General features: G+C 62.6%; 27 protein-coding genes and 1 pseudogene. 19 read left to right on the forward strand and 9 right to left on the reverse strand.

What is annotated here, in order from left to right; genetic code table 11:
- The first annotated feature begins 1 nt into the window (after position 1).
- The 3 genes from EOC94_RS08515 (at position 2) to EOC94_RS34505 (ending at position 1,697) form a co-directional block, all read left to right on the forward strand.
- On the forward strand, positions 2–985 hold the full coding sequence (locus tag EOC94_RS08515) for a 2-dehydropantoate 2-reductase (protein WP_127289866.1): 984 nt from the start codon (positions 2–4) through the stop codon (positions 983–985).
- Positions 986–1,015: 30 nt separating this feature from the next.
- The gene (locus EOC94_RS34500) at positions 1,016–1,396 is read left to right on the forward strand and encodes a hypothetical protein (RefSeq protein ID WP_245465523.1); all 381 of its coding nucleotides are present in this window, start codon (positions 1,016–1,018) and stop codon (positions 1,394–1,396) included.
- Between the two features lie 106 nt (positions 1,397–1,502).
- Positions 1,503–1,697: a hypothetical protein gene (locus EOC94_RS34505; protein ID WP_245465524.1), complete on the forward strand. Its 195-nt coding sequence runs from the start codon at positions 1,503–1,505 to the stop codon at positions 1,695–1,697.
- A 9-nt stretch (positions 1,698–1,706) separates the two neighbouring features.
- Here EOC94_RS34505 and EOC94_RS08525 read toward each other — a convergent pair whose 3' ends face one another.
- On the reverse strand, positions 1,707–2,192 hold the full coding sequence (locus EOC94_RS08525) for an SRPBCC family protein (RefSeq protein ID WP_127289743.1): 486 nt from the start codon (positions 2,190–2,192) through the stop codon (positions 1,707–1,709).
- Positions 2,189–2,554: a metalloregulator ArsR/SmtB family transcription factor gene (locus tag EOC94_RS08530; RefSeq protein ID WP_127289745.1), complete on the reverse strand. Its 366-nt coding sequence runs from the start codon at positions 2,552–2,554 to the stop codon at positions 2,189–2,191. The genes EOC94_RS08525 and EOC94_RS08530 overlap by 4 nt, the downstream gene beginning before the upstream one ends.
- A gap of 176 nt (positions 2,555–2,730) precedes the next feature.
- On the opposite strand from EOC94_RS08530, the gene EOC94_RS08535 reads away from it, so the two are divergent.
- Positions 2,731–3,084: an ArsC family reductase gene (locus EOC94_RS08535; RefSeq protein WP_126103309.1), complete on the forward strand. Its 354-nt coding sequence runs from the start codon at positions 2,731–2,733 to the stop codon at positions 3,082–3,084.
- Between the two features lie 24 nt (positions 3,085–3,108).
- Here the strand turns inward: EOC94_RS08535 and EOC94_RS08540 are convergent, their stop codons facing one another.
- The 3 genes from EOC94_RS08540 to EOC94_RS08550 all read right to left on the reverse strand — a co-directional run bounded on the left by EOC94_RS08540 (position 3,109) and on the right by EOC94_RS08550 (position 5,863).
- Positions 3,109–3,465: a DUF488 domain-containing protein gene (locus tag EOC94_RS08540; RefSeq protein ID WP_127289747.1), complete on the reverse strand. Its 357-nt coding sequence runs from the start codon at positions 3,463–3,465 to the stop codon at positions 3,109–3,111.
- Positions 3,466–3,509: 44 nt separating this feature from the next.
- On the reverse strand, positions 3,510–4,766 hold the full coding sequence (locus EOC94_RS08545; protein WP_127289749.1) for an aminopeptidase: 1,257 nt from the start codon (positions 4,764–4,766) through the stop codon (positions 3,510–3,512).
- Between the two features lie 188 nt (positions 4,767–4,954).
- Positions 4,955–5,863 (reverse strand): LysR substrate-binding domain-containing protein, encoded by a 909-nt coding sequence (locus EOC94_RS08550; protein WP_127289751.1) that lies wholly within the window; start codon positions 5,861–5,863, stop codon positions 4,955–4,957.
- 97 nt (positions 5,864–5,960) lie between these two features.
- Here EOC94_RS08550 and EOC94_RS08555 point away from each other — a divergent pair, with 97 nt between their 5' ends.
- From EOC94_RS08555 to sbmA, 3 genes are all read left to right on the forward strand, one after another.
- On the forward strand, positions 5,961–6,173 hold the full coding sequence (locus tag EOC94_RS08555) for a hypothetical protein (RefSeq protein ID WP_095483940.1): 213 nt from the start codon (positions 5,961–5,963) through the stop codon (positions 6,171–6,173).
- 144 nt (positions 6,174–6,317) lie between these two features.
- Complete coding sequence (locus tag EOC94_RS08560; RefSeq protein ID WP_127289753.1) at positions 6,318–7,478, forward strand: YbfB/YjiJ family MFS transporter; 1,161 nt, start codon at positions 6,318–6,320, stop codon at positions 7,476–7,478.
- A gap of 121 nt (positions 7,479–7,599) precedes the next feature.
- Positions 7,600–8,877, forward strand: coding sequence for a peptide antibiotic transporter SbmA (gene sbmA, locus EOC94_RS08565; protein ID WP_095483942.1), 1,278 nt, complete (start codon positions 7,600–7,602; stop codon positions 8,875–8,877).
- Between the two features lie 27 nt (positions 8,878–8,904).
- Here sbmA and EOC94_RS08570 read toward each other — a convergent pair whose 3' ends face one another.
- Complete coding sequence (locus tag EOC94_RS08570; protein WP_127289755.1) at positions 8,905–9,909, reverse strand: polysaccharide deacetylase family protein; 1,005 nt, start codon at positions 9,907–9,909, stop codon at positions 8,905–8,907.
- A 193-nt stretch (positions 9,910–10,102) separates the two neighbouring features.
- Here EOC94_RS08570 and EOC94_RS08575 point away from each other — a divergent pair, with 193 nt between their 5' ends.
- Positions 10,103–10,768 carry a tetratricopeptide repeat protein gene (locus tag EOC94_RS08575; RefSeq protein WP_127289757.1) on the forward strand — a complete coding sequence of 222 codons (666 nt, stop codon included), beginning with the start codon at positions 10,103–10,105 and terminating at the stop codon, positions 10,766–10,768.
- An 89-nt stretch (positions 10,769–10,857) separates the two neighbouring features.
- Positions 10,858–12,291, forward strand: coding sequence for a ribosome biogenesis GTPase Der (gene der / locus EOC94_RS08580; protein ID WP_127289759.1), 1,434 nt, complete (start codon positions 10,858–10,860; stop codon positions 12,289–12,291).
- 16 nt (positions 12,292–12,307) lie between these two features.
- On the opposite strand, the pseudogene EOC94_RS08585 reads toward der, so the two are convergent.
- Positions 12,308–12,550: pseudogene (locus EOC94_RS08585) on the reverse strand (LysR family transcriptional regulator); the annotation flags it as partial.
- Between EOC94_RS08585 and EOC94_RS08590 the strand changes: the two are divergent.
- The 7 genes from EOC94_RS08590 to EOC94_RS08620 all read left to right on the forward strand — a co-directional run bounded on the left by EOC94_RS08590 (position 12,495) and on the right by EOC94_RS08620 (position 17,113).
- On the forward strand, positions 12,495–12,746 hold the full coding sequence (locus tag EOC94_RS08590) for a hypothetical protein (protein WP_245465528.1): 252 nt from the start codon (positions 12,495–12,497) through the stop codon (positions 12,744–12,746). The pseudogene EOC94_RS08585 and the gene EOC94_RS08590 sit on opposite strands and share 56 nt — an antisense overlap.
- A gap of 232 nt (positions 12,747–12,978) precedes the next feature.
- Positions 12,979–14,160, forward strand: a complete 1,182-nt coding sequence (locus EOC94_RS08595) for a cell wall hydrolase (RefSeq protein ID WP_095483945.1) — start codon at positions 12,979–12,981, stop codon at positions 14,158–14,160.
- Positions 14,161–14,402: 242 nt separating this feature from the next.
- A complete protein-coding gene (locus EOC94_RS08600) occupies positions 14,403–14,801 on the forward strand; it encodes an AtpZ/AtpI family protein (protein ID WP_127205449.1) in 399 nt (132 codons plus the stop codon).
- A gap of 72 nt (positions 14,802–14,873) precedes the next feature.
- The gene (locus EOC94_RS08605; RefSeq protein ID WP_095483947.1) at positions 14,874–15,632 is read left to right on the forward strand and encodes a F0F1 ATP synthase subunit A; all 759 of its coding nucleotides are present in this window, start codon (positions 14,874–14,876) and stop codon (positions 15,630–15,632) included.
- Between the two features lie 78 nt (positions 15,633–15,710).
- Positions 15,711–15,935: a F0F1 ATP synthase subunit C gene (locus tag EOC94_RS08610; protein WP_056103679.1), complete on the forward strand. Its 225-nt coding sequence runs from the start codon at positions 15,711–15,713 to the stop codon at positions 15,933–15,935.
- Between the two features lie 76 nt (positions 15,936–16,011).
- Positions 16,012–16,611: a F0F1 ATP synthase subunit B gene (locus tag EOC94_RS08615; RefSeq protein ID WP_095483948.1), complete on the forward strand. Its 600-nt coding sequence runs from the start codon at positions 16,012–16,014 to the stop codon at positions 16,609–16,611.
- Between the two features lie 10 nt (positions 16,612–16,621).
- Positions 16,622–17,113: a F0F1 ATP synthase subunit B gene (locus EOC94_RS08620; protein WP_126103297.1), complete on the forward strand. Its 492-nt coding sequence runs from the start codon at positions 16,622–16,624 to the stop codon at positions 17,111–17,113.
- Between the two features lie 239 nt (positions 17,114–17,352).
- On the opposite strand, the gene EOC94_RS08625 is transcribed toward EOC94_RS08620, so the two are convergent.
- Together EOC94_RS08625 and EOC94_RS08630 are read right to left on the reverse strand one after the other, a co-directional pair.
- Positions 17,353–18,048, reverse strand: coding sequence for a ribonuclease HII (locus EOC94_RS08625; RefSeq protein ID WP_127289761.1), 696 nt, complete (start codon positions 18,046–18,048; stop codon positions 17,353–17,355).
- 150 nt (positions 18,049–18,198) lie between these two features.
- Positions 18,199–19,350 carry a PA0069 family radical SAM protein gene (locus EOC94_RS08630; protein WP_127289763.1) on the reverse strand — a complete coding sequence of 384 codons (1,152 nt, stop codon included), beginning with the start codon at positions 19,348–19,350 and terminating at the stop codon, positions 18,199–18,201.
- A 151-nt stretch (positions 19,351–19,501) separates the two neighbouring features.
- On the opposite strand from EOC94_RS08630, the gene EOC94_RS08635 reads away from it, so the two are divergent.
- From EOC94_RS08635 to EOC94_RS08645, 3 genes are all read left to right on the forward strand, one after another.
- Positions 19,502–20,008 (forward strand): glycosyltransferase, encoded by a 507-nt coding sequence (locus tag EOC94_RS08635; RefSeq protein ID WP_095483952.1) that lies wholly within the window; start codon positions 19,502–19,504, stop codon positions 20,006–20,008.
- A gap of 167 nt (positions 20,009–20,175) precedes the next feature.
- Positions 20,176–21,111, forward strand: coding sequence for a cyclase family protein (locus EOC94_RS08640; RefSeq protein ID WP_127289765.1), 936 nt, complete (start codon positions 20,176–20,178; stop codon positions 21,109–21,111).
- 187 nt (positions 21,112–21,298) lie between these two features.
- Positions 21,299–22,126, forward strand: coding sequence for an MBL fold metallo-hydrolase (locus tag EOC94_RS08645; RefSeq protein WP_127289767.1), 828 nt, complete (start codon positions 21,299–21,301; stop codon positions 22,124–22,126).
- The last annotated feature ends 75 nt before the right edge of the window (positions 22,127–22,201 follow it).

Below are 22,201 nucleotides of genomic sequence, written 5' to 3' on the forward strand. Positions count from 1 at the left end.
GATGCGGATCACCATTTTTGGCGCTGGCGCGATCGGTGGCTATCTCGCGGCCAAGCTTGCCATGGCCGGCCGGGTCGATCTGTCGATCGTGGCGCGTGGCGCGCATCTCGATGCGATCAAGGCGAACGGGCTTCGCTTGATCGAGGACGGTCATGAATCCGTCGCCTCTGTCAGGGCCGCCGCGCAGGCGTCGGAACTGGGCGTCCAGGACTATGTCGTGCTGGCGCTCAAGGCCCATTCTCTCGCACCAGCGCTCGACCAGATCGCGCCGCTGCTGGGCGAGGGGACGGCCGTCGTCACCATGCAGAACGGCGTGCCGTGGTGGTATTTCCATAAAATCGGCGGGGCGCTCGAAGGCACGCGGTTGCAAGCGGTGGATCCCGGTGGGGTGATCTGGGACCGGCTTGGGCCGGATCGCGTCATCGGCTCGGTCGTCTATCCCGCTGCCGAGGTGGACGCGTCCGGCCTGGTCCGCCACATCGAGGGAAAACGCTTCTCGCTTGGCGAGCCCTCGGGCGAGAGGAGCGAACGTGTCACCCGGCTTGCCGAGGAGATGGTTTCTGCGGGCCTGCAGGTGCCCGTCCGCGACGACATCCGCGGCGAAATCTGGGTGAAGCTCTGGGGCAATCTCTCCTTCAACCCGATTTCCGCGCTGACCGGCAGCACGCTTGCGGCAATCGCTGCCGACGAGGCAACTCGCACGCTTGCCCGCACCATGATGCTGGAGGCGCAGGCGATCGGCGAAAGCCTCGGCGTCCGGTTCCCGATCTCGGTCGACCGCCGCATCAAGGGTGCCGGCGACGTCGGCGAACACAAGACCTCGATGCTGCAGGATCTGGAGCGCGGCCGTCCAATGGAGATCGACGCGCTGGTGACGGCGGTCCAGGAGCTTGGCCGGCTGACTGGCCAGCCGACGCCTACCATCGACAACGTGCTGGCACTGGTGCGCCGCCTCGCCACCGAGCGCGGCTGCTATCTGACGTAGGCGTGACGGGGTAAGTGGGTTCCTCGAACCATGCTTGACTCCGGAGGTGTGTTCCCGTTTTGTTCTTATGGTAAAACAGGAGCGTTCCTCGCCGAACGTGAGCGTATGTATCGCCAAGGCGAATTCGATTTCGGCATACCCGCCCCGCCATGGCAGCCGAAACGGCCTGATCATGTGTTCTTCGGATTGTTCTTGCAGCAGAAGGACTATTCCCCGTTTTCGGCGGTGCAGAAACAACTCTGCTACGTCAATGGCATAACTGGCTCGCTGCTGTTGGAAGAGCGGTTTCCGTCAGTCTTCAACATGTCGGCGACTACAAAAGGCTTCGACCGAAAACCGTCTTCGCTGCATCCCGGTCAGGCCGACTTGTCATCATGCCAGAGTTTGAAGTCACATTTCGCCATGCCGTAAGCTTCCCCGGCCGTCCGGCGGCGGGGGAAGGCCGCCCTCGCGACCGCTAGTTCTTCTGGCCGATAGCGGACCGGTTTGCGAACTCAGCCGGCTGCTTGGGATCGGAATGAAGACGAACGGCCTCAGGTCGTCAGATCATTTCGTTCCGCACATGACGCTCGCCTATGACCAAAAATTCATCCCTAGGCAGCCCATCGATCCGATCAGCTTTGTGGCAAGGGAATTCATTCTTATTCACAGCTTGCGCGGTCTGACGGTGTACAAGGACCTGGATCGCTGGCCGTTGATCGCCACGTCATAGTCAATCTGCTCAAATCGTCTTGACGTATTGCGCAAGCTGGTCGACCACGGTGCCCCAGCCATCGAAAAAGCCCATCTCCTCGTGGTTCTTGCGCGTTGCCTCATCCCGGTGGATGGCGGTCGCGGTGTAGCGCGTCGCCTTGCCTTCCGGCTGGAAGGATATGATTGCTGTGATGAATGGGTCTCCTGACGGCCGATAGCCGGGCAGCAGTGCATCGGTCCACACCAGCCGCTCGCGCGGCACGATGTCGAGGTAGCAGCAATGCCTGTCGTTGATCTCCTTGCCGTCGGGCGATTGCATGCGGGTCCTGAACAGGCCGCCGGGCCGAAGGTCGATCTCGCAATCGGTGACGATCCACGGCTTCGGTGTGAACCATTGCCGGACATGCTCGGGCTTGGTGTAGGCGGTCCAGAGTAATTCTCGCGGCGCGTCGACGACGCGTTCGAGAACGAGGTCCAGTCTGGGGTCCGGTTTGAACAGAGGGGCCTGGCTCATATGTCTTTCTCCTTGAGTGTCATGACGTAGGCATCGAATTGGTCGAGGCGGCGCTCCCACATTGCACGCTGCTCGGCCAGCCAGTTTTCGGCGAGCTTTAGCGGCTCTGGCGCAAGCCGGTAGGTCCTGACGCGGCCGGTCTTTTGCGAGCGCACCAGCCCGCAACCTTCCAGCACCTTGAGATGTTCGATGAAGGAGGGCAGGGCCATGTCGAAGGGCTGGGCAAGCTCGCCGACCGAGGCGGGGCTTCTGTTCAGCCGCTCGACAACACGTCGACGCGTCGGATCGGCAAGCGCCCGGAAAATGCCGTCGATCGGTGGGACGTTCGGACTCGCGGTCTGTGGGCTTGTTGCGACGGTCATGTCTTCCTCGCGGCACTGCGCATGGCCAAAGATGGTTCGGGAAAATACTTAGGAAAATTCCTTAGTATTGGCAAGCCCAAAAATTTGAAGATGCCGGCCTGGCCGCTGGCAAAGTCGCAAATGCGGTTTTAGGGTGCCGCCGGATTCGAACACAGATCAGTCCGAGGATCACAATCTTGACGATCACCATGTACGGCATCACCAATTGCGACACGATCAAGAAGGCCCGCACCTGGCTGGAACGCCATGACGTCGCCTACCGGTTTCACGACTACCGGGTCGAAGGGCTCGACGCGAAGCGGCTGGACGGCTGGTCCAGCAAGGTCGGCTGGGAAATCCTGCTCAACAAGGCGAGCACGACGTTTCGCGAACTGTCGGACAAGGACAAGCTGAGCCTCGACGAGAACAAAGCCAAGGCGCTGATGCTGGCCAAGCCGACGATGATCAAGCGGCCGGTGCTGGAGCTCAGTGATCGCATCCTCGTCGGCTTCAAGCCTGATGTTTACCAGCAGGCGGTGGTTGGGAAATAGACGCGGTGCAGCGGACGTGCCGCCTCAACCCTTTAGGCTGAGATAGTCGGCCAAAGCCACTGCGTTATTATGCATGTCGTCTTGGGCGCCGTAGAGCAGCGTCACCCGGCCCTTGTCGAACAGGGCGCGCAGCTGGCCGACCGCGTCGCCGTTCCTGTCGAGCTCGCCGCGATATCGCTGCTGGAATTCCATCCAGCGCGTCGGCTCGTGGCCGAACCATTTGCGCAATTCATCGCTTGGCGCAATGGTCTTCAGCCATAGCGTCAGCTCGGCGTCTTCTTTGCGGACGCCGCGCGGCCATACGCGGTCTACGAGCACCCGCTGCCCATCGTTAGGCGAGGGCGGCTCATAGATGCGCTTGACCTTGATGTCGAGTTTCATCGTCAACTCCGGGGTTGACCGCCATGACGGCTGTTGGCGGCTCCTTACGCCCACTCGCCCTTGCGCATGACCGGCACGCGGCTGCCGTCCTTGCCGATGCCGTCGATGTCAATCTTGTCCGAGCCGATCATCCAGTCGATATGGATGAAGCTCTTGTTGCCGCCGCGCGCCGCGATCTCGTCCTGGCTGAGCGAGGCGCCGTCGACAAAGCACTTCGAATAGCACTGTCCCAATGCGATGTGGCAGGCGGCGTTCTCGTCGAACAGCGTGTTGAAGAACAGCAGCCCGCTCGCCGAGATCGGCGAGGAATGCGGCACCAGCGCGACCTCGCCAAGACGGCGCGAGCCTTCATCGGTGTCGAGCACCTTCTTCAGCACGTCCTCGCCCTTCGAAGCCTTTGCCTCGACGATCCTGCCTTCCTCGAAACGCACCGAGATCTCATCGATCAGCGTGCCTTGGTAGGACAGCGGCTTGGTGCTCGAAACATGGCCCTCGACGCGCCTGGCATGCGGCGTGGTGAAGACCTCCTCGGTCGGGATGTTCGGGTTGCAGGTGACGCCGTTCTTGGCGGTCGAAGCGCCGCCCATCCATTCATGGCCGTCGGCGAGACCGACGGTCAGATCGGTGCCGGGTCCGGTGAAATGCAGCGCGTGGAAATTATGGCCGTTCAGCCATGCGGTGCGGCCGCGAAGTGCGGCGTTATGCGCCATCCAGTTGCCGATCGGGTCGTCGACATCGACCCGTGAGGCGGCAAAGATGGCGTCGGCGAGCTTGGCTACGGCGACGTCGTCGGTATCGCCCGGGAAAACCTGCTTAGCCCAAGCCTGATCAGGATAGGCGACGATGTTCCAGTTGATGTCGAAGCCGGTGATCTTTTCCAGCGCCGGCCGATAGGCCATCGAGTTCGCCTTGTTGGCGCGCGCCACTTTCGCCGGATCCTGCGCCGACAGCAGCGACGGATCCTCGCCGCGCACGGCGAGCCGCGCCGCATTGTTGGCGAAGGCCTTCGCCATGCCCTCATAGAGCCAGCCGGCGGCGTGGTCGAAGCCGGCATCGGCGCCATGGCGGAAGCGCGCCAGCGTGATCTCATCGTCGTTGAAGATCGGCGTCACCAGGCCGGCGCCGGCCTTGTAGGCGTGCTCGACGATCCGCCGCGTCAAAGGCAGCGCTGCGATCGACGACGTCAGCACCAGATCCTGCCCCGGCTGCAATTGCAACCCGACCTTGATGGCGACTTCGGCCAGCCTGTCGAGTTTCACCGGGTCGATCGTTGCGGAAACGCCGCGCGAATGTGTGGTCATGATCCTGCCTGCCGTGATGTGGTGTCTGGTTCCTACATAGATCGCCGTCGCTGCGCTTTCCACAGCGATTGCGACTACCACAGCGCCGCGCGTCCTGTCGGACGCGCAAAGGACGCTGTGGCACTTTGATCTTGCGCATGATCCTTTTCCAAAAATCGATTCCGATTTTTGGGGTCGTGCGCCCAGGTTCAACCCACGCTGGCGAGCGAGCCGAATTGCGCCATGGTCGCCGCTATCTCTTCGCGGATCCAGATCTTGAAATCCCTGACCTTGCGGCTTTCGGTCTTGGCGGTCACCAGCCAGTAGCCCAACCCGCTCTCAGCGCGCACGCCGAACGGCGCGACCAGTCGGCCGTCGGTGAGAGCGTCAGCCGTCAGCAATTGCCAGGCGAGCATCACGCCATGGCCGGCAATCGCCGATTCCAGGCAAAGCATCGGGTCGGTGAAACGCGCACCCTTGAGAAAGGTGACAGGCTTCACCCCGGCCGCCTCGAACCAACTGTCCCAACTGATCATCGACCGCTCGTCGGTGATGGCGCAGATCTGCGCCAGGTCTTGGATCGACTTCAGTCTGGCCGCGATCGACGGCGCGCAGACCGGAAACACCTCCTGCGCCAGTAGCAGTTCCGCGCGGACGCCCGGCCATTTGCCGTCGCCCATCCGGATGCCGATGTCGATGTCGGAATGGTCGAGATCGGCGATCCGGCCCGAGGCGTCGATGCGCAAAAGCACATTCGGATGCCGGGCGAAGTGCCGCGACAGCCTCGGCAGCAGCCACTTCGAGGCGAAGGCCGGCGCGACCGAAACCACCAGCGTGCATTCTGAGGTCTCGTCGGCGAGCGCCACGGCGTGCGCAAGCTCACGGAAACCTGCCCCAAGGCGCGCGGTGAAGACGGTGCCGAATTCGGTCAGCACCAGACCGCTTGCCGTTCGTTCGAACAGCGTCTGGCCGAGTTGCTCTTCCGTTCGCTTGACCTGCTGGCTGACGGCGCTGGCGGACACGTTGAGTTCGCTCGCCGCAGCCGAAAGCGATCCCAGACGGGCGACGGTTTCCACGGCGCGCAAGCCGTTGAGGTGGACGCGGTTCAGCATGACCATACAGTTTTTCTAAACCGCCGCGATTGAAATCTCAATTGAAACGCGGGGCTGATTGGCAGATTTTAGCGAAACAAGCAGACCAGTGGAGGAAAATCCGATGAAGATTTTGTCATTGCTCAGGGTCTTTTCCGCTGCCGGCGCGCGGCAAAGCCGGTCGCCTGAAAGCGAGACCACCCGATGGGTGATCGATCCGCTGTCGCATCCTGTGCTCGACACCATGTCGGAGCGCGAGCTCGGCGACGTGCCGTTCCGGCTGACGGCCCGGCGCACTGCCTACGAGACGGCTACCGTGCAAGCAGGTTGCGGTTGAAGCTTCTGAAACGGTAGCAGCGGGCGGTCGCCCTCAGTTGCCGGCACGTGCGGGCAGAGGCTGGATGCTGGCGGCTGCGGCAACCCGTTCTGGCCCAACGCAAGCGGATTGTTTGACAGGCTCGTGCACCTATTGTGCACTGCAATGAAAGCCGTTTCGCCGTCTCCTTTGCGTCTCGCCTTTGCCGGCATGATTGGCTTGGCCGCTGCCATGGGCATCGGCCGCTTCGTCTACACACCGATCCTGCCCGGCATGATGGAGGAACTTGGCCTGTCGCCGGCCGATGCCGGCTGGATCGCATCCGCTAACTATCTCGGCTATCTCATTGGTGCGCTTGCAGCCGTCGGCGGCTGGGCGCATGGTCGCGAGCGCCTGCTGATGCTGGCCGGTCTTGCCGCCACCGCGGTCCTCACCGGGCTGATGGGCCTGGCCGACACGATGGCGGCCTTTCTCGTCATCCGGTTTCTTGCCGGTCTGGCCAGCGCCTTCGTCTTGGTCTTCCTGTCCAGCATCGTTTTCGGCCATCTGGCCGCCGCCGGCCGAAACGACCTGCAGGCGCTGCATTTCGGCGGCGTCGGCCTCGGCATAGCGGCGTCCTCGGCGCTGATGGCTATCCTCGTCACCGAACATGCCGGCTGGGCAGCGGGCTGGTTCTGGTCCGCCGTATTCTCCGCCTGCGGCTTTGCCGTCGTGGCGTTGCTGGTCGGCAGCACTGCGACCACCAACGGCGCCGATGGTCGCGAACCGGCGCTGCCGAAGGACCGCTCGCTGATGAAGATCATCGTCGCCTATGGCCTGTTCGGCTTCGGCTATATCGTGACGGCGACGTTTCTGATCGCCATCGTCCGGCAGGGTGGCGGCGGTCGTGTGTTCGAAGCCATGGTCTGGATGGTCACTGGCCTGGCCGGGATTCCTTCGATCTGGCTCTGGCAGAAGATCGCCGCAAGGATCGGCCTGTATGCGGCTTATGCCTTCGGGTGCCTCGTCGAGGTGGTCGGCGTCACCGCGAGCGTCGCCATGGGCGGACACGTTGGGCCGTTGCTCGGCGGGTTTCTGCTTGGCGGGACTTTCATCGCCATCACCGCGCTCGGCCTGCAGACCGGAAGGCAGCTTGCCCCGCAAGCGCCACGCCGGACCTTGGCGTTGATGACGGCTTCTTTCGGCCTCGGTCAGATCGTCGGTCCGATCGTCGCCGGTCTGCTTGCGCAAGCCTCGGGCGACTTCTTCCTCGCATCGATCGTGGCCGCCGCCGTTCTGCTTGTCTCGGGCGCGATCACCTGGTCGGCTGCGCCAAAATCGCCATGATTGTGGGTTTGCTCGGGGATGGGCATCGGGCACGGGCATTTTCATTCCGACCGATGTGTGACCTTATGCCCGCTGAACAGCAACGCCGCTGATTTGCGCATCGACCGAGGATTTCCCCACAGTGTTTGTATCCTTCTTCCCGCAGCCGAAGCTTTTTTTCATCTCGGCGGCCGTCTGGAGCCTTCTGCTGGTTATCCTATGGTTTTTTGGCGGCGAGCACCTTGGCACGATGCTTGGGATGCCGCCGGTCGATCCGCAGGCCGCACCCGTCATCAGCCCAATAAGATTCCTGACACCGGCATTCCTCTGGTTCTACGGATATTTCTTCGCGGGTATGGGCGTATTCTACCTTTTTTGGGCGCTGTATGCCCCACACCGTTGGCAGAACTGGTCGATCCTTGGCTCTGCGTTGATTATTTTCGTCACTAATTTCATCGTGCAGATAAGTGTGGCGCTCAATGACTGGCGTGGCATGTTTTACGACATGGTGCAGAAGGCCCTGACAACGCCCGGCTCCGTTACGCCTGCCGAGCTTTACTACGGAGTATGGCAGTTCCTGTCGTTGGCCCTGGTCTATATGACCATTGCCGTCCTGAACGTCTTTTTCGTCAGGCACTATGTGTTTCGCTGGCGCACCGCGATGAACGACTATTTTACGGCTTATTGGCCAAGGCTGCGCCATATCGAAGGGGCGTCGCAGCGCGTTCAGGACGACACGATGCGCTTCTCGGGCACAATGCAGGGGCTCGGAGTGAACTTCATCGACTCCATCATGACTCTGATTGCATTTCTACCTTTGCTGGCATCCCTTTCTCTCCATGTTCCAACTCTCCCCATACTCGGAGCAATCCCCTATCCGTTGGTTATTGCAGCGATCGCGTGGTCGTTGTTTGGAACCGGCTTGTTGGCAGTCGTCGGCGTCAAGCTGCCCGGGCTGGAATTTCGTAATCAGCGTGTTGAAGCCGCTCTGCGCAAGGAACTTGTCCTCGGTGAGGACGATACGGAACGAGCGCAGCCGCCAACGCTGGTCGAGCTTTTCAGAAATGTTCGAAAGAACTACTTCACGCTATACGCTCATTATGTCTACTTCGACATGGTGCGCTATCTATATCTCCAGGTTGACAACGTTTTTGCCACGCTTATTCTTGTACCAACCTTGGCTCTTGGTAAGATAACCTTTGGAATTTTTCAGCAAATTGTCACCGCCTTTTCACAAGTCGCCAGTTCGTTCCAGTATCTTGTGAATTCCTGGCCGACCATTGTCGAACTGATATCCATCTACAAGCGCCTGCGCGCCTTCGAGGCGACGCTTGAAGGGGCCCCGCTACCCGAAATCGATCAGCATTATCTGGAGCGTGAGCGAGCCGGCTTGCGCCCTGAGGATCAGCCGGCAAGCTAGGAGAGGCGGGCGGCGAGCGCTTCCGGTTCAGCCGCCCACCGACGCCTGCTTTTCGTGGCCGCGTTGGCGCGAAACATAGTCGCGATAGCTGATGCACTCGACGTCGGGCCTAGTGCAGACCTTGCCGGCAAAGCGCTCCAGCGCATTCCAGTAGGCGCCGCCATTCATCAGCGTGAAATGGAAGCCGAACTCCAGCGGAATGCGTTTTCCCTGGTATTGGACGTCGAAGGCGGCGCGAAAGGCGTCATAGGTCCGGTCGGCGAATTCGTCCGTCTTGCTCGGCCGCTCGAAGCCACCGGAATGTCTGACATAGAGATTGTAGTCCATCGCGATAACTGGCCTTGAGCGGGGCCCTTCCGGAATCTGCGGCAGCGAAAAGCGCGTGATGCCATTTGCGGTCGTCGGCCGGACTGGGCCGCGCGAGACGCCGCTCGCGTCGAACAGGTAGCCCGCCCTTGGCAGCGCCTCGTAGAGCGCCTTGTTTGCAGACAGATAGGGCGCGCGAAAGCCGACCGCCTTGCGCGCGATTTCGCGCCAGCCCGCGGGTTCGGGGGCAATGCCGTTGATCGAATAGGCGCTTTCGAGAATGTGTGAGAAAGAGCCGAACTCGCTCAGCCAGTCGGCCTTGCTCCAGTCCTTGCCGTCGAAATGGCCGCAACCGTGGCTGCCGATGTCATGACCTTCCGAGGCGGCAAGGTTTATCTGCTCGAGCCGGTCAGCGACTTCCTGTTTCGAGGCGGCAAAGCCGATGTTGGATTTGCCTGCGGTCTTGCCGGGCGCCGTATATTCCTTGCGCGTTTTCGGCGAGAGCAGGAAGACGCAGGACACGAAATAGGTGAAATGGGCGCCGGTGCGGGCTGCCAGCGCCCGGCTGCGCTTCCACTGCGGAATATCGCGAGCGCTATCGAACGAGATGATGACGACCTGCTTCGGCTTTGTCGGCGCAGGCGCCGCGGGCGGATCGGCGACGGCAGTGCCCGCCGCAGCAAGCGACGCGATGGAAAACGCAACAATGCGGGACAAGCGAGGCATCGACATCTGATCTGGATTTGGGGAGGGTTCGAGCACCGGCTATCGGCGAAATGTGGCGCGGGTGCGGTCGCCATTTACGTCGCCTATCCGGCGATTAGCCGATTTTCCTGTCGAACCCCTTCCATGCGGACAGAATTTCGCTAAAACGCGGGCTCATGTACGCCCCGGCCGGGGCAGGAATGGTTTTTGATCCATGTCGGACGACAGTTTTATCCGCGAAGTCAACGAAGAGATGCGTCGCGATCAGGCGCATGCGCTATGGGACCGTTTTGGTCCTGCCTTGCTTGCGCTCGCGGTGCTGGTGGTGGTCGGCACCGCTGCCTTCGTCGGCTATCGCTATTGGGACGAGACCCGCGCCAATCGCTCGGGCGATGCCTTCTCGCAGGCGCTGAAGCTTGCCAATGAGGGCAAGAGCGACGAAGCGCTGACGGCCCTCGATGCGCTGGAAAAGGATGGCTACGGCGCCTATCCGCTGCTCGCCCGCATGCGCGCGGCAACCGTCAAGGCGGACAAGGGCGACGTCGCCGCCGCAGTCAAGGACTTCGACGAGGTCGCCGCCGACGCAGACATTCCATCGGGTCTTCGCGACATGGCGCGCCTCAGGGCAGCACTGCTGCTCGTTGACCACGGTTCCTTCGCCGATGTCTCCAGCCGCGTCGAGGCTCTCACCGCCGATACCAACACGCTGCGCCATACGGCGCGCGAGGCGCTCGGCCTTGCCGCCTGGAAGGAAGGCAAGGCGACGGACGCACTGAAACTGTTCGACCAGATCGCCTCGGATGACGGCGCCCCGCGCAACGCGCGCGAGCGGGCGACGTTGATGTCCGAGCTGATCCGCGGGTCGGGCAGCGCGTCGTAGTGCATGTTGCCCAAAAGCATGCCCTCGGGCTTGACCCAAGGGTGCGCAGCGGTTTTGGGGTCAACGACATGCACAATAGGTAGAGTCCGATGACATTCAAAGTCGCCATCATCGGCCGGCCTAACGTCGGCAAATCGACCCTTTTCAACCGCCTGGTGGGAAGGAAGCTGGCGCTTGTCGACGACACGCCGGGCGTCACCCGCGACCGTCGCGTCCACGCCGCCAAGCTCTACGATCTGCATTTTGATGTCATCGACACCGCCGGCTTCGAGGACGCTGCTGCTTCGACGCTGCCAGGCCGCATGCGCGCCCAGACCGAGATCGCCATACGCGAAGCCGACCTGATCTTTTTCACGATCGATGCCAAGTCCGGGCTGATGCCTGACGACAAGACCTTCGCCGAGATCGTGCGCAAATCCGGCAAGCCGGTTGTCGTCGTCGCCAACAAGGCCGAGGCGCGCGGCGCGCAGGGCGGCATGCTGGAGGCCTGGGAACTCGGCCTTGGCGAGCCCATCCCGGTCTCGGCCGAACACGGCCAGGGCCTGCCCGATTTGCGCGATGCGGTGATCGCAGCGCTTGGCGAGGCGCGCGCCTTCGGCGAAGAAGAAGGGGATGCGGACGAGGAGACCGCCGCCAGCGAGGTGCTGATCGGCGAGGACATCACCGATCCGGATGCCGAGCCGAGCTATGACGATACCAAGCCGATGCGCATCGCCGTCGTCGGCCGCCCGAACGCCGGCAAGTCGACGCTGATCAACGCGCTGATCGGCGAGGAGCGGCTCTTGACCGGGCCGGAAGCTGGCATCACCCGTGATTCCATCTCCGTCGACTGGGACTGGCATGGCCGCCGCCTGAAACTGTTCGACACCGCCGGCATGCGCCGCAAGGCCAGGATCCACGAAAAGCTGGAAGTCATGTCGGTGCAGGACGGCTTGCGCGCCATCCGCTTTGCCGAGATCGTCATCATCGTGCTCGACGCCACCATTCCCTTCGAGAAGCAGGATCTGCAGATTGCCGACCTGATCATCCGCGAGGGCCGCGCGCCGGTGATCGCCTTCAACAAATGGGACATGATCGACCACCCCCAGGAACTCCTGGCGGAACTGCGCGAGAAGACCGAGCGGCTGTTGCCGCAGGCGCGGGGCATGCAGGCAGTGCCGGTCTCGGCCGAGACTGGGCGCGGCCTCGACAAGTTGATGGATGCCGTCATCAAGACGCACAGAGTGTGGAACAGCCGCGTCTCGACCGGCAAGCTCAACCGCTGGCTGGAAGGCATCCTGGCGCATCATCCGCCGCCCGCCGTGGCGGGGCGCCGGCTGAAGATCAAATATGTCACGCAGGCCAAGACGCGCCCGCCGGGCTTCGTCGTCTCCTGCTCACGGCCGGACGCGATGCCGCAATCTTATGTCCGCTATCTCTCGAACAGCCTGCGCGAAGCCTTCGACATGCCTGGCGTGCCGATCCGCATCGCCTTGCGCACCTCGGAAAATCCGTTCGCCAGCAAGGCGAAAAAACGCCGCTGAGCGCCGCCGCGGGTCCTTAAACAGCGCTCCGATGACCGCTATGCGCTTGCGCGTTTTCGGGTAGCGATTCCAGCGCCGCCTGCAGCAGGATATCGGCAAGGCGTGCCGCCACCGGATCCGGCTCGGCCTCCTTGCGATGCAGGAACAGCGCCATCTCAGGCAGTGCGGGCAGCCCCAAAACCTCCGGCGTCATTGCCCTGACAGTGGACGGCAGACCGATATCGGTGCGGATCGTCAGTCCCAACCCGGCGGCGACGGCCGGCGCTAACCACGCTGGAACGGCGCTCGGCCTCGCCAACAGCCTCGTCTTCATTGCCTTCTTCCTGGTGCCGATCGCCATTCCGGGGCTTCTCGGCTTCTGGTCGTGGGCGGTCGTCTGGCTGGCTGCGGCTTTTTGCGCACTGATCGCCGGGCCGATCTTTCTTCGGCCCGAACATGGCCGCAAAAGCGCCTGACTTCAGATCGACAGGGAAGGTCGACAGGGAAAACACGATCCAACCTGTTAACGCACCATCAAGGTTAATGCATCATTGTGCCTCTCCAGTGGGGTCAGTTGCGTTTCTGGAGAGTTCCGTGCATCGACGTGTTTTGAAGCGGCTTGTCGCTGTCGCCGGTGAGAAGAAACGTTCACTCCTGTCTCCGTCCATTATTGGTCTGTGCAGTCGGGTCGGCTTTCCGAAGATCCCCATGCGCCGACGTGTCTCGACGCCGGTTGCCGCCGTCGGTGAGAAAAGACGTTCACTCCTGTCTCCTCTGGTCATTGGGCTTGGCATCTGGGTCGGTTTTCCCAATGTCATTGCCTACCAGGACATGACGAGCCTGGTTTCCGGCCTCAAGGCGCCGAACGCCCGCTGGAACGCCTATGTCGAGAAATCCGTCGCCGGATCGGTCCATGCCGCCGAAATGCCTTTCCTCGATTCCGACAGCACCGGCTCGATCTCGGGTTCCGGCGTCCAGTTGCCCGGCATCGGCGCTGTGTCGTTTCGCGGCAAGGGCAGCGTGGCCAGCACGACGCCCGACGAGGACCGCGTCGTGCGAGCCGCCAAGAAGGGCCGCATCATCATGGTCTCGCCGGTCGCGCCGCCGAAGAATTTCAACGCCGGCTCGATTTTCAAACGCACTTCCTCTCTTCTTCGCCCAAGCATGGACAGCAGCCTGAAGATGGCTTTCGCCAAGCCAGAGATCAAAGGCAAGGAGATCCAGATCGCCGCCGCGTTCCACGCGCGCGTCGACAAGAAACCGGATCCGGGCGTGCCGGCCATGCTTGCCGCACTGGTCAACAACGATCACCCCGACGTCCTGGCGACGGCCTACGCCTCGGCCGCGCCCGACTATGCGCAAGCGTCGCCCTTCGAGGCCTTGCTGCAGGACGAAAAACCCAACGATGGCCGCTTCATTCCGCCGGTGGCCAAGGGCGATCATTCGTGGATGCAAACGCCGCTGCCGGCGAGCGTCTTCTCCAAGCCGGAACAGACTTGCCTGGCCAACGGCATCTATTTCGAGGCGCGCGGTGAATCCGTGCGCGGCCAGGCTGCCGTCGCCCAGGTCATCCTCAATCGCGTTCGCAATCCGGCCTATCCGAACTCGATCTGCGGCGTCGTCTACCAGAACGACAAATGGTTCAACCGTTGCCAGTTTTCCTTCGCCTGCGACGGCAGGAAGAAGCGCATCCAGAGCCCCGCCCACTACAAGACCGCGCAGGATGTCGCCATGGCGGTCACTGCCGGCAAGATCTTCATCCCGGAAGTGGGATCATCGACCCATTACTACGCCAACTACGTCAACCCGGGTTGGGCGCGAACGATGAAAAAAATGACCAAGATCGGCCTGCACATCTTCTACCGCACCTATGGCGGCGGCTGGAGCTGAGCGCTCCGGCAAGGCCCCCGGCGCGGTCGATCGAAGACCCGTCGCCGGAGGGATTCGGTCGCGGCATGCCAACGACGGTATCGGGCACGATGTCGCACCCTGGCAAATCATTGATTTCAATAGGGAAAATACTTGGGGTTGAAGTTCCGCCCGTGGCTTGACGGGCGCGGACCCTCTAACTATGTTGCCGGCGACTTAAGAGCGGACGGACGGTGACGATCTGACCGGGCAAGGGGGTTGCGATGGCCGACGAGAATGGGCCAGACGGAACCGGAGAAACCGGCCGCGGCAAACAGCGTCAAGCCGACATCCGCGACGACGATCTTGAGCGCCGCCGGCGCGACCTTGAAGCATCGCTTGCGACAAGGCGGCCGAACCGGCTCGAGGGGAAAGACGACGCGAAAGCGGGCAGTGCGGCCGGATATGGCCAGGCGCTCAAGCTGTCCAGCGAGTTCATCGCCGGGATAGTGGTTGGCGCAGGTCTTGGCTGGATCATCGACCGTGTGGCGGGGACATCGCCATGGGGTCTGATCGTTTTTTTGCTGCTGGGTTTTGGCGCCGGCGTGCTCAACGTCCTGCGTTCCGCAGGGCTTATGGCGGAATTCGGACAGGGCGACAAAACGCGCGATCCGAAAGAATGAACTTGAGGCGCCGCTTGCCGGCGCAGTGAACAAAGACACTCAGGCCGCGTGCGGCTTTGATGGGGAATTAAAGTGGCTGCTGACAAGGTCGATCCGATCCACCAGTTCCATATCAACAAGCTGATTCCGATCGAGATCGGCGGCTACGACCTGTCCTTCACCAATTCGGCTCTTTTCATGGTCGCGACCGTTGCCGTTGCGTCGGCGTTCCTCTATCTCACCACCTCGAGCCGCAGCCTCGTTCCCGGCCGTCTTCAGTCGGTCTCGGAAATGGCCTACGAATTCGTCGGCAACATGCTGAGGGACGCAGCCGGAACGCAGGGCATGAAGTTCTTCCCCCTCGTGTTTTCGCTGTTCATGTTCGTGCTCGTTGCCAATCTGCTCGGTCTTTTCCCATATTTCTTCACCGTCACCAGCCACATCATCGTCACCTTCGGCCTCGCTGCGCTGGTGATCGGAACGGTCGTCGTCTACGGCTTCATGAAGCACGGCCTTGGTTTCCTGAAATTGTTCGTGCCGCATGGCGTGCCGGTCTACCTGCTGCCGCTGGTGGTGCTGATCGAGGTGATTTCCTTCGTCTCGCGCCCGGTCAGCCTCTCGGTGCGTCTGTTCGCCAATATGCTGGCGGGCCACATCACGCTGAAGGTGTTCTCGGGCTTCGTGGTGAGCTTGAGCGCGCTTGGCACGCTCGGCATTGCCGGATCGGTCCTGCCGCTGGCGATGGCCGTGGCGCTGACGGCGCTGGAACTGCTGGTCGCCTTCCTGCAGGCCTATGTCTTTGCCGTGCTGACTTGCATGTATCTGAACGATGCCCTGCATCCCGGGCACTGACCCAGGCTGGCCAAGAGTTTCCGGCATTGCTGCCGGATGGAATCGCAACGGAATTTTAGATCCAAAGGAGTTGAACAAATGGAAGCAGAAGCAGCAAAGTACATCGGCGCCGGCATCGCATGCCTCGGCATGGGTGGCGCCGGTATCGGCCTTGGCAACATCTTCGGCAGCTATCTGGCGGGCGCGCTGCGCAACCCGTCGGCCGCGGATGGCCAGTTCGGCCGTCTGATCTTCGGCTTCGCCGTGACGGAAGCGCTGGGCATCTTCTCCCTTCTCATCGCGCTTCTGGCTCTGTTCGGCTGAGCCCCTGTTCGGCTAACATTGGGAATTGGACGGGCCGGCCGCAATCAGCGGCGGGCCTGATATCAGGGAATAGTCCATGTTCGTGACATCTGCCTTTGCGCAAGAGTCCGCGCCCGCCGTCGAAGGCGGCCATACCGGCACGGAAGGCGAAACGCATTCCGGCACCGGCGTGCCTGCCGAGGCGCACGGCATGTTCCCGCCATTCGATCCGGCGACATTCCCGTCGCAGCTTCTGTGGCTGGCGATCACCTTTGGGCTGTTCTATCTGTTCCTCAAGAAGGTGGTGATGCCGCGTGTCGGCGGCATCATCGATGTCCGCAACGACCGCATCACCCAGGACCTCGACCATGCCGCCAGGCTGAAGGGCGAGGCCGATGCCGCCGTTGCCGCCTATGAGCAGGAACTGGCGGAAGCCAAGACCAAGGCCAATGCGATCGGGCAGCAGGCCAACGATGCCGCCAAGATGGAAGCCGAGGCCGCCCGCAAGAAGGTCGAGGCTGCCCTCGACAAAAAACTTGGCGAGGCCGAGGCCCGCATTTCGTCCATCAAGGCCAATGCCATGAAGGAAGTCGGCACGATCGCCGAGGACACCGCTTCGGCCATCGTCGAGGCGCTTGTCGGCGGCAAGGCCAGCAAGGCCGAGATCGCAGCAGCCGTCAAATCCGTGGCCCGGTGAGGAGCGCATCATGGACGCCACATCACTCGCGACGCTTTGGGCCACTGTTGCCCTCGTCATTTTCCTGGCCATTGCCGTCTACATCAAGGTGCCGGGGCTGATCGCCAAGGCGCTCGATGCCCGCGCCGACAAGATCAGCAACGAGCTTGAGGACGCGCGCCGGCTGCGCGAGGAGGCCCAGCAACTGCTCGGCCAATACCAGCGCAAGCGCAAGGAAGCCGAGCAGGAGGCCGCCGACATCGTCGCCGCCGCCAAGCGCGAGGCCGACATGCTAGCCGCCGAGGCGCATCAGAAGACCGAGGACTATGTCGCCCGGCGCACCGCGCTTGCCGAATTGAAGATCGGTCAGGCCGAGCGCGAGGCGATCGGTGAGGTGCGCGCCAGTGCCGTCGATATCGCCGTCGAAGCCGCACGCACGCTGCTCGCCGGCAAGATCGACGCCAAGGCCGGCGCCGACCTGTTCAAGGCCTCGCTTCAGGATGTTAAGTCCAAGCTGAATTAAGCGATTTCATCGAGAAATTCATCGAAAGCCGCCTGGGAAACCTGGCGGCTTTTTTTGTGCGGGCGGGCGAGCGCGTAATCTCCCTCCTTGAGGGGGAGATGGCCGGCAGGCCAGAGGGGGTAGCCGCGCGTGAAGCGCCAGCCTTCTCTTCGCCCCAGATGGCGTCGCGCCAGCTGAAGCGACCCCCTCTGTCGCCTTCGGCGACATCTCCCCCTCAAGGGGGGAGATTTGGCGCTGCTTCAATCCAGGCCGGCAAGGCCCTCTTCGTCGAGCACTTCGGTGCCGCCAAGCCGGAACGGTGCGAAGGACGCGCGGTGCAGCCGCGCCACCGGTCCATGCACCTCGATCGCCGTCCGGTGGCGGACGGTGGCATAGCCCATATGGACCTCGAAACCGTATTGCGCGTGATGACTGCCGCAGCCGCACATCATGCGGTCGCGCATCACCTTGGCGACGATCGAGGCGGCGGCGATCGACTGCGAGCGCTGATCGCCCTTGATCAGCGCTCTTCCCGCGCAGGGCAGGCCGGGCGGCACGTCGCGGCCGTCGGCGAGGGCCAGCTTTGGTTGCACTGACAGCCCGACCAAAGCGCGGCGCATCGCCTCGAGGCTGGCCTTGAGAATATTGCTGCAATCGATGCCTTCCGCGCTGACCGAGGCCATCGACACGCCAAGAGCGGAGCCGAGAATTTTCAGGAACAGCGCTTCGCGCTGTAGATGGCTGAGGCGCTTGGAATCGTCGAGACCGTCGGGAATGTTGGCGGGATCGAGCACCACCGCTGCCGCGACGACCGGCCCGGCGAGCGGGCCGCGGCCAGCCTCGTCCATTCCCGCCACCGGCCACAGGCCTTCGGCCATCGCCTTCGTCTCGAAGGAGAAATCGGGTCTCTCGACGATTTCGAAGAGAAGCGGAGAATCAGAGCGCGCGCGAGCCATGTTGCGGCGAGGTTCGCATTGGCTCCGATTCTCCGCAAGCCCCTCCGGGTCGGGCGGGGCACCGGACCCGGAGGGCACCGTCTGCCGGGGACAAGACAGGCCGGACGGGATCCCTTTATGTGCCGCCGGCGCCGGCGGCACATGATGTCTTCACAGCAACATCAGTTGCTCGGTTGCCTTGGCCGCGACGAACTGATCGGTCCTGAGCGACCGCCGCTCGGCGTTGAGGCCAAGCCGTTTGGCTGATATCTCGAAGCGCCGGCCGATCTGCCAGGCATAGGGACCGGCGCCTTTCATGCGCTTGCCCCAATCCGAATCGTAATCCTTGCCGTCGCGCATCGAACGGATCAGCGACATGACGTGACGGTAGCGGTCCGGATAATGGCGCAGCAGCCAATCCTTGAAAATCGGCGCGACCTCCAGCGGCAGGCGCAGCACGACATAACCGGCCTCGCGCGCTCCTGCTGCACGTGCCGAATCGAGGATGCGTTCCATCTCCTGATCGGTCAGGCCGGGGATGATCGGAGCGACCATGACCGAGGTCGGAATGCCGGCATCCGAAAGCTGCCTGATCGCCTCAAGCCGCTTGGTCGGCGTCGAAGCGCGTGGCTCCATCGTTCTGGCCAACATCCGGTCCAATGTCGTCACCGACAGCGCCACCTTGGCCAGCCCGCGTTCGGCCATGCGCGACAGAATGTCGATGTCGCGCGTCACCAGCGCGGATTTGGTGACGATGCCGACCGGGTGGCCGCGCGCCTCCAGCACTTCGAGGATCTCGCGCATGATCCGGTACTGCTTCTCGATCGGCTGGTAGGGATCGGTGTTGGTGCCGATGGCAATGGTGCGCGGCTGATAGCCGTCCTTAGACAGTTCCTTGTCGAGCAGCCGCGCCGCATCCGGCTTGGCGAACAGCTTCGATTCGAAATCCAACCCCGGCGACAGGCCCATGAAGCTGTGCGTCGGCCGGGCAAAACAATAGACGCAGCCATGCTCGCAGCCGCGATAGGGGTTGATCGAGCGGTCGAAGGAAATGTCGGGCGATTCGTTACGGGTGATGATGGTGCGCGGCTTCTCGACCTGCACCTCGGTCTTGAAGGGCGGCAGTTCCTCCAGCGAATTCCAGCCATCGTCGAACACATGCCGGCTAACCGGCTCGAACCGGCCGGACGGGTTGATGCCGGCGGACCGACCGCGATTGCGGTCGGGGCGGACGCGCACGCCGCTGTGCTCGATTATCGCGTTGGCCATCTCGGCTCTACCAGCGCCGAAGGCGGCAATGTCGGCACGCACGATCTGTTCCATTTTCGCCCTCTCCCAGGGACTGTCGGCTGGCTGTCGATTCGCTCTGTTCATGAAAATAATCCTATTTTGCCGATGAGAACAAATCAAGAACTTTTTTATGACGCGACGCAAAAACTGGCGTCGCGTTCGGCTTTCCGCTATTCGGCTAACGATGCTCAGCGTTCTCATCCAGACCCTGAATGACGAAGAGAGACTTGCCCGCACGCTCGCCTCGCTGATCGGCGGCGCGGTCGAGGGCGTGGTGCGCGATGTCGTCGTCTGCGACGGCGGCTCGACCGACCAGACGCACCGCGTTGCTGAACATGCCGGCTGCCTTTTTGTGGCGAGCGGCGGCGTTGCTGCCGGTATCAGGCAGGCAAAGGGCGACTGGCTGCTGCTGCTGGAGCCAGGCGCGCGGCTGGCGGAAGGCTGGATCGACGAGGTCGCGGCCCACACGGCCAGGCAAACCATGCCGGCGCGGTTCTCGAGGGCGCGCGGCAGCCGCGTGCCGTTCCTGTCGCGGGTCTTTTCGGGAAACCGGGCACTGGCCGAAGGGCTGGTGATCAGCAAGCGTCAGGCCGCGGCCTTGTCGAAAAACGCCCGCAGCGCCGAAGCCATCGCACGCGGTCTTGCGACCAAGAGGCTCGACGCCGAGATCTGGGTGGCGCCGGCGAAGTGAGGGGCCTTCCTCTGCCATAGCTTGCTGGGTTAGGCGGCGCGCAGGCTGTGGGCGGAAAGCGGCTTGGTGGAGGCCCTATTGCAGCGACCCTCCTGGGAGGAATGCATACGCTTGTCGCCGTGCGGGAAACTCGCGATACTCCGGCAACATTTTCGGGGAGACTGCAGATGAATGTATCTAAATTCGTTCGTGTCGCCTTGCTGGCAGCCGCTTGGTCAGTGCCGGCGATCGTTTTGGCGCAGGATGCGTCCCTTTGGTCGGTTTATGAGAATACGCTCAAATCGGCCAAGTACATCGATCTGACCCATGCCTTCGAGCCGGTGCAGCCGGTATGGCCGGGCTTCGCCAATGCCAAGTTCAAACCGACTGTCGCAGGTCGGGACATCGAGGGCTACGTCAAGGCTGGCGAAGAGTTCACTTACGAGAAGCATGGGTTCGTCGCGACCGCCTACGAGCTGACGACGGACCAATATGGCACGCAGCTCGATCCGCCCTCCCACTGGAACCCACTCGGTGCAACGATCAGCGACCTGCCGGCCACTTATGCCGTGCGGCCGCTCGTCGTGATCGACATCAGCGGCAAGGTGCAGACTGACGAAGGCTATCACCTTCAGGTCGCCGACATCGAAGAGTGGGAAAAGGAGCACGGCCGCATACCGGAAGGTTCGGTCGTCTTCGTGCGTTCGGATTGGTACAAGAAATGGTCCGATGCCGCCCGCTTCAACCAGAAGCCGTTTCCAGGCGTCAGTTTGGACGCGCTGAAGTTCCTGCATCTGGAGCGGAAGATTCTGTTTCATGGCCATGAGCCGCTCGACACCGACACCACGCCCAATCTCGAAGGCGAACATTGGCTGCTTCACAACGATTTCACCCAGGCAGAAGGCGTTGCAAACCTCGACAAGGTGCCGGAGGCCGGGGCGTTGGTTACAATCGGCTTTGCCAAGCCGCTCGGCGGGTCAGGCGGATATGCGCGTTACATCGCCATTGCACCCGCCGATTGGACGGAGGGTGTTTCGGTCACCGAAGCGCCTGGTGCGCCGCTTTCCCGGCAAACCGCGCCGCTCAAGCGCGACGAGAACGGCGTCTTCCGCCCGACGCCCTGATCGCTGGTGATATCCGGGCGGCCGGGCCATGGCGCGTCCCATTTCACGCGATTGTCGCGCAAGTCGCGACAATCGGTTCAGACGTTCAGCCCTCCGGCGCTCGCGAAAACGTGACTTTCCCGGCGATAGCCATCGTAATCGTTAGCGCTATCGTGGCGTGGCGCCAGTTCTGCCACGGGAGGCAGCTATGCTCCGCCTATCTGCCGCCGTTCTGCTGATACTGGCTTTCTGGCCGCTCGCCGCTTCGGCCCAGGAAGAGCCGCCGCCGTCGAGATGCGTTGCGATCGCGCAAGCGCTGCCGTCGGCCACCTATGCCAGCTTCACAGCGCCAAAGGCACAGGCGCCTATGCTGGCCGAGGCCTTCGTCGACGGCGACGTTACGATCACCTATGCCGGCCATTCGACCTACATCATCGAGACGCCCACCGGCGTCAGGATCGCCACGGACTTTTCCGGCGTTTACGGCGCTGACCCGCTGCCGCGCGTGGTGACCATGAACAAGGCCCACCGCACCCATTATTCGGACCATCCGGATCCCGCCATCGAATATGTGCTGCGCGGTTGGAATCCGGACGGCGGTCCGGCGCGCCACGCTCTTGTCGTGGATGACGTCTACATCCGCAACGTGCCGACGGATATCCGCAATGGCGGCGATCTCGGCAAGGACGGCAACTCCATCTTCATCTTCGAAGTGGCGGGGCTCTGCATCGGCCATCTCGGCCATCTGCACCACCGGCTGGAGGACGCGCATTATGGCGCCATTGGCCGGCTCGACGTCCTTATGGTGCCTATCGACGGCGGCATGACGCTGTCGCTCGACCGGATGACCGAAATCACCGCGCGGCTCTATTCATCGATGATCCTGCCGATGCATCGCCATTCGACCCCGATCAGTGAGTTCACAGGTAGGATGGGTGACGATTTCGCGGTGGAATTCCTCTCCGGCCGGTCGCTGACGGTCTCGCTGAAGACGCTGCCCGCCCGGCCGACGATCATCATCCTCGAAGGGGTCTGATCGCTTCGTCTCGATCTTCTCCGCCGTGCGCAACCTCTTCTTTCCACTCGCTCAAAACACTCGCTGTCGTTTGGC

The sequence above is a fragment of the Mesorhizobium sp. M6A.T.Ce.TU.016.01.1.1 genome, from assembly GCF_003997065.1.
Classification (GTDB): Bacteria; Pseudomonadota; Alphaproteobacteria; order Rhizobiales; family Rhizobiaceae; genus Mesorhizobium; species Mesorhizobium mediterraneum.

Bases quoted from the DNA above. Each gene is read 5' to 3' on its own strand.
- EOC94_RS34500 (WP_245465523.1), top strand. From the start codon at position 1,016: ATGCTTGACTCCGGAGGTGTGTTCCCGTTTTGTTCTTATGGTAAAACA.
- EOC94_RS08525 (WP_127289743.1), bottom strand. From the start codon at position 2,192: ATGAGCCAGGCCCCTCTGTTCAAACCGGACCCCAGACTGGACCTCGTT.
- EOC94_RS08570 (WP_127289755.1), bottom strand. From the start codon at position 9,909: ATGCCTCGCTTGTCCCGCATTGTTGCGTTTTCCATCGCGTCGCTTGCT.
- der (WP_127289759.1), top strand. From the start codon at position 10,858: ATGACATTCAAAGTCGCCATCATCGGCCGGCCTAACGTCGGCAAATCG.
- EOC94_RS08625 (WP_127289761.1), bottom strand. From the start codon at position 18,048: ATGGCTCGCGCGCGCTCTGATTCTCCGCTTCTCTTCGAAATCGTCGAG.
- EOC94_RS08595 (WP_095483945.1), top strand. From the start codon at position 12,979: ATGCGCCGACGTGTCTCGACGCCGGTTGCCGCCGTCGGTGAGAAAAGA.
- EOC94_RS08540 (WP_127289747.1), bottom strand. From the start codon at position 3,465: ATGAAACTCGACATCAAGGTCAAGCGCATCTATGAGCCGCCCTCGCCT.
- EOC94_RS08550 (WP_127289751.1), bottom strand. From the start codon at position 5,863: ATGGTCATGCTGAACCGCGTCCACCTCAACGGCTTGCGCGCCGTGGAA.
- EOC94_RS08560 (WP_127289753.1), top strand. From the start codon at position 6,318: ATGAAAGCCGTTTCGCCGTCTCCTTTGCGTCTCGCCTTTGCCGGCATG.
- EOC94_RS08640 (WP_127289765.1), top strand. From the start codon at position 20,176: ATGAATGTATCTAAATTCGTTCGTGTCGCCTTGCTGGCAGCCGCTTGG.
- EOC94_RS08630 (WP_127289763.1), bottom strand. From the start codon at position 19,350: ATGGAACAGATCGTGCGTGCCGACATTGCCGCCTTCGGCGCTGGTAGA.
- EOC94_RS08645 (WP_127289767.1), top strand. From the start codon at position 21,299: ATGCTCCGCCTATCTGCCGCCGTTCTGCTGATACTGGCTTTCTGGCCG.
- EOC94_RS08610 (WP_056103679.1), top strand. From the start codon at position 15,711: ATGGAAGCAGAAGCAGCAAAGTACATCGGCGCCGGCATCGCATGCCTC.
- EOC94_RS08545 (WP_127289749.1), bottom strand. From the start codon at position 4,766: ATGACCACACATTCGCGCGGCGTTTCCGCAACGATCGACCCGGTGAAA.
- EOC94_RS08530 (WP_127289745.1), bottom strand. From the start codon at position 2,554: ATGACCGTCGCAACAAGCCCACAGACCGCGAGTCCGAACGTCCCACCG.
- EOC94_RS08600 (WP_127205449.1), top strand. From the start codon at position 14,403: ATGGCCGACGAGAATGGGCCAGACGGAACCGGAGAAACCGGCCGCGGC.
- EOC94_RS08635 (WP_095483952.1), top strand. From the start codon at position 19,502: ATGCTCAGCGTTCTCATCCAGACCCTGAATGACGAAGAGAGACTTGCC.
- EOC94_RS08615 (WP_095483948.1), top strand. From the start codon at position 16,012: ATGTTCGTGACATCTGCCTTTGCGCAAGAGTCCGCGCCCGCCGTCGAA.
- EOC94_RS08555 (WP_095483940.1), top strand. From the start codon at position 5,961: ATGAAGATTTTGTCATTGCTCAGGGTCTTTTCCGCTGCCGGCGCGCGG.
- EOC94_RS08575 (WP_127289757.1), top strand. From the start codon at position 10,103: ATGTCGGACGACAGTTTTATCCGCGAAGTCAACGAAGAGATGCGTCGC.
- EOC94_RS08515 (WP_127289866.1), top strand. From the start codon at position 2: ATGCGGATCACCATTTTTGGCGCTGGCGCGATCGGTGGCTATCTCGCG.
- EOC94_RS08620 (WP_126103297.1), top strand. From the start codon at position 16,622: ATGGACGCCACATCACTCGCGACGCTTTGGGCCACTGTTGCCCTCGTC.
- EOC94_RS34505 (WP_245465524.1), top strand. From the start codon at position 1,503: ATGAAGACGAACGGCCTCAGGTCGTCAGATCATTTCGTTCCGCACATG.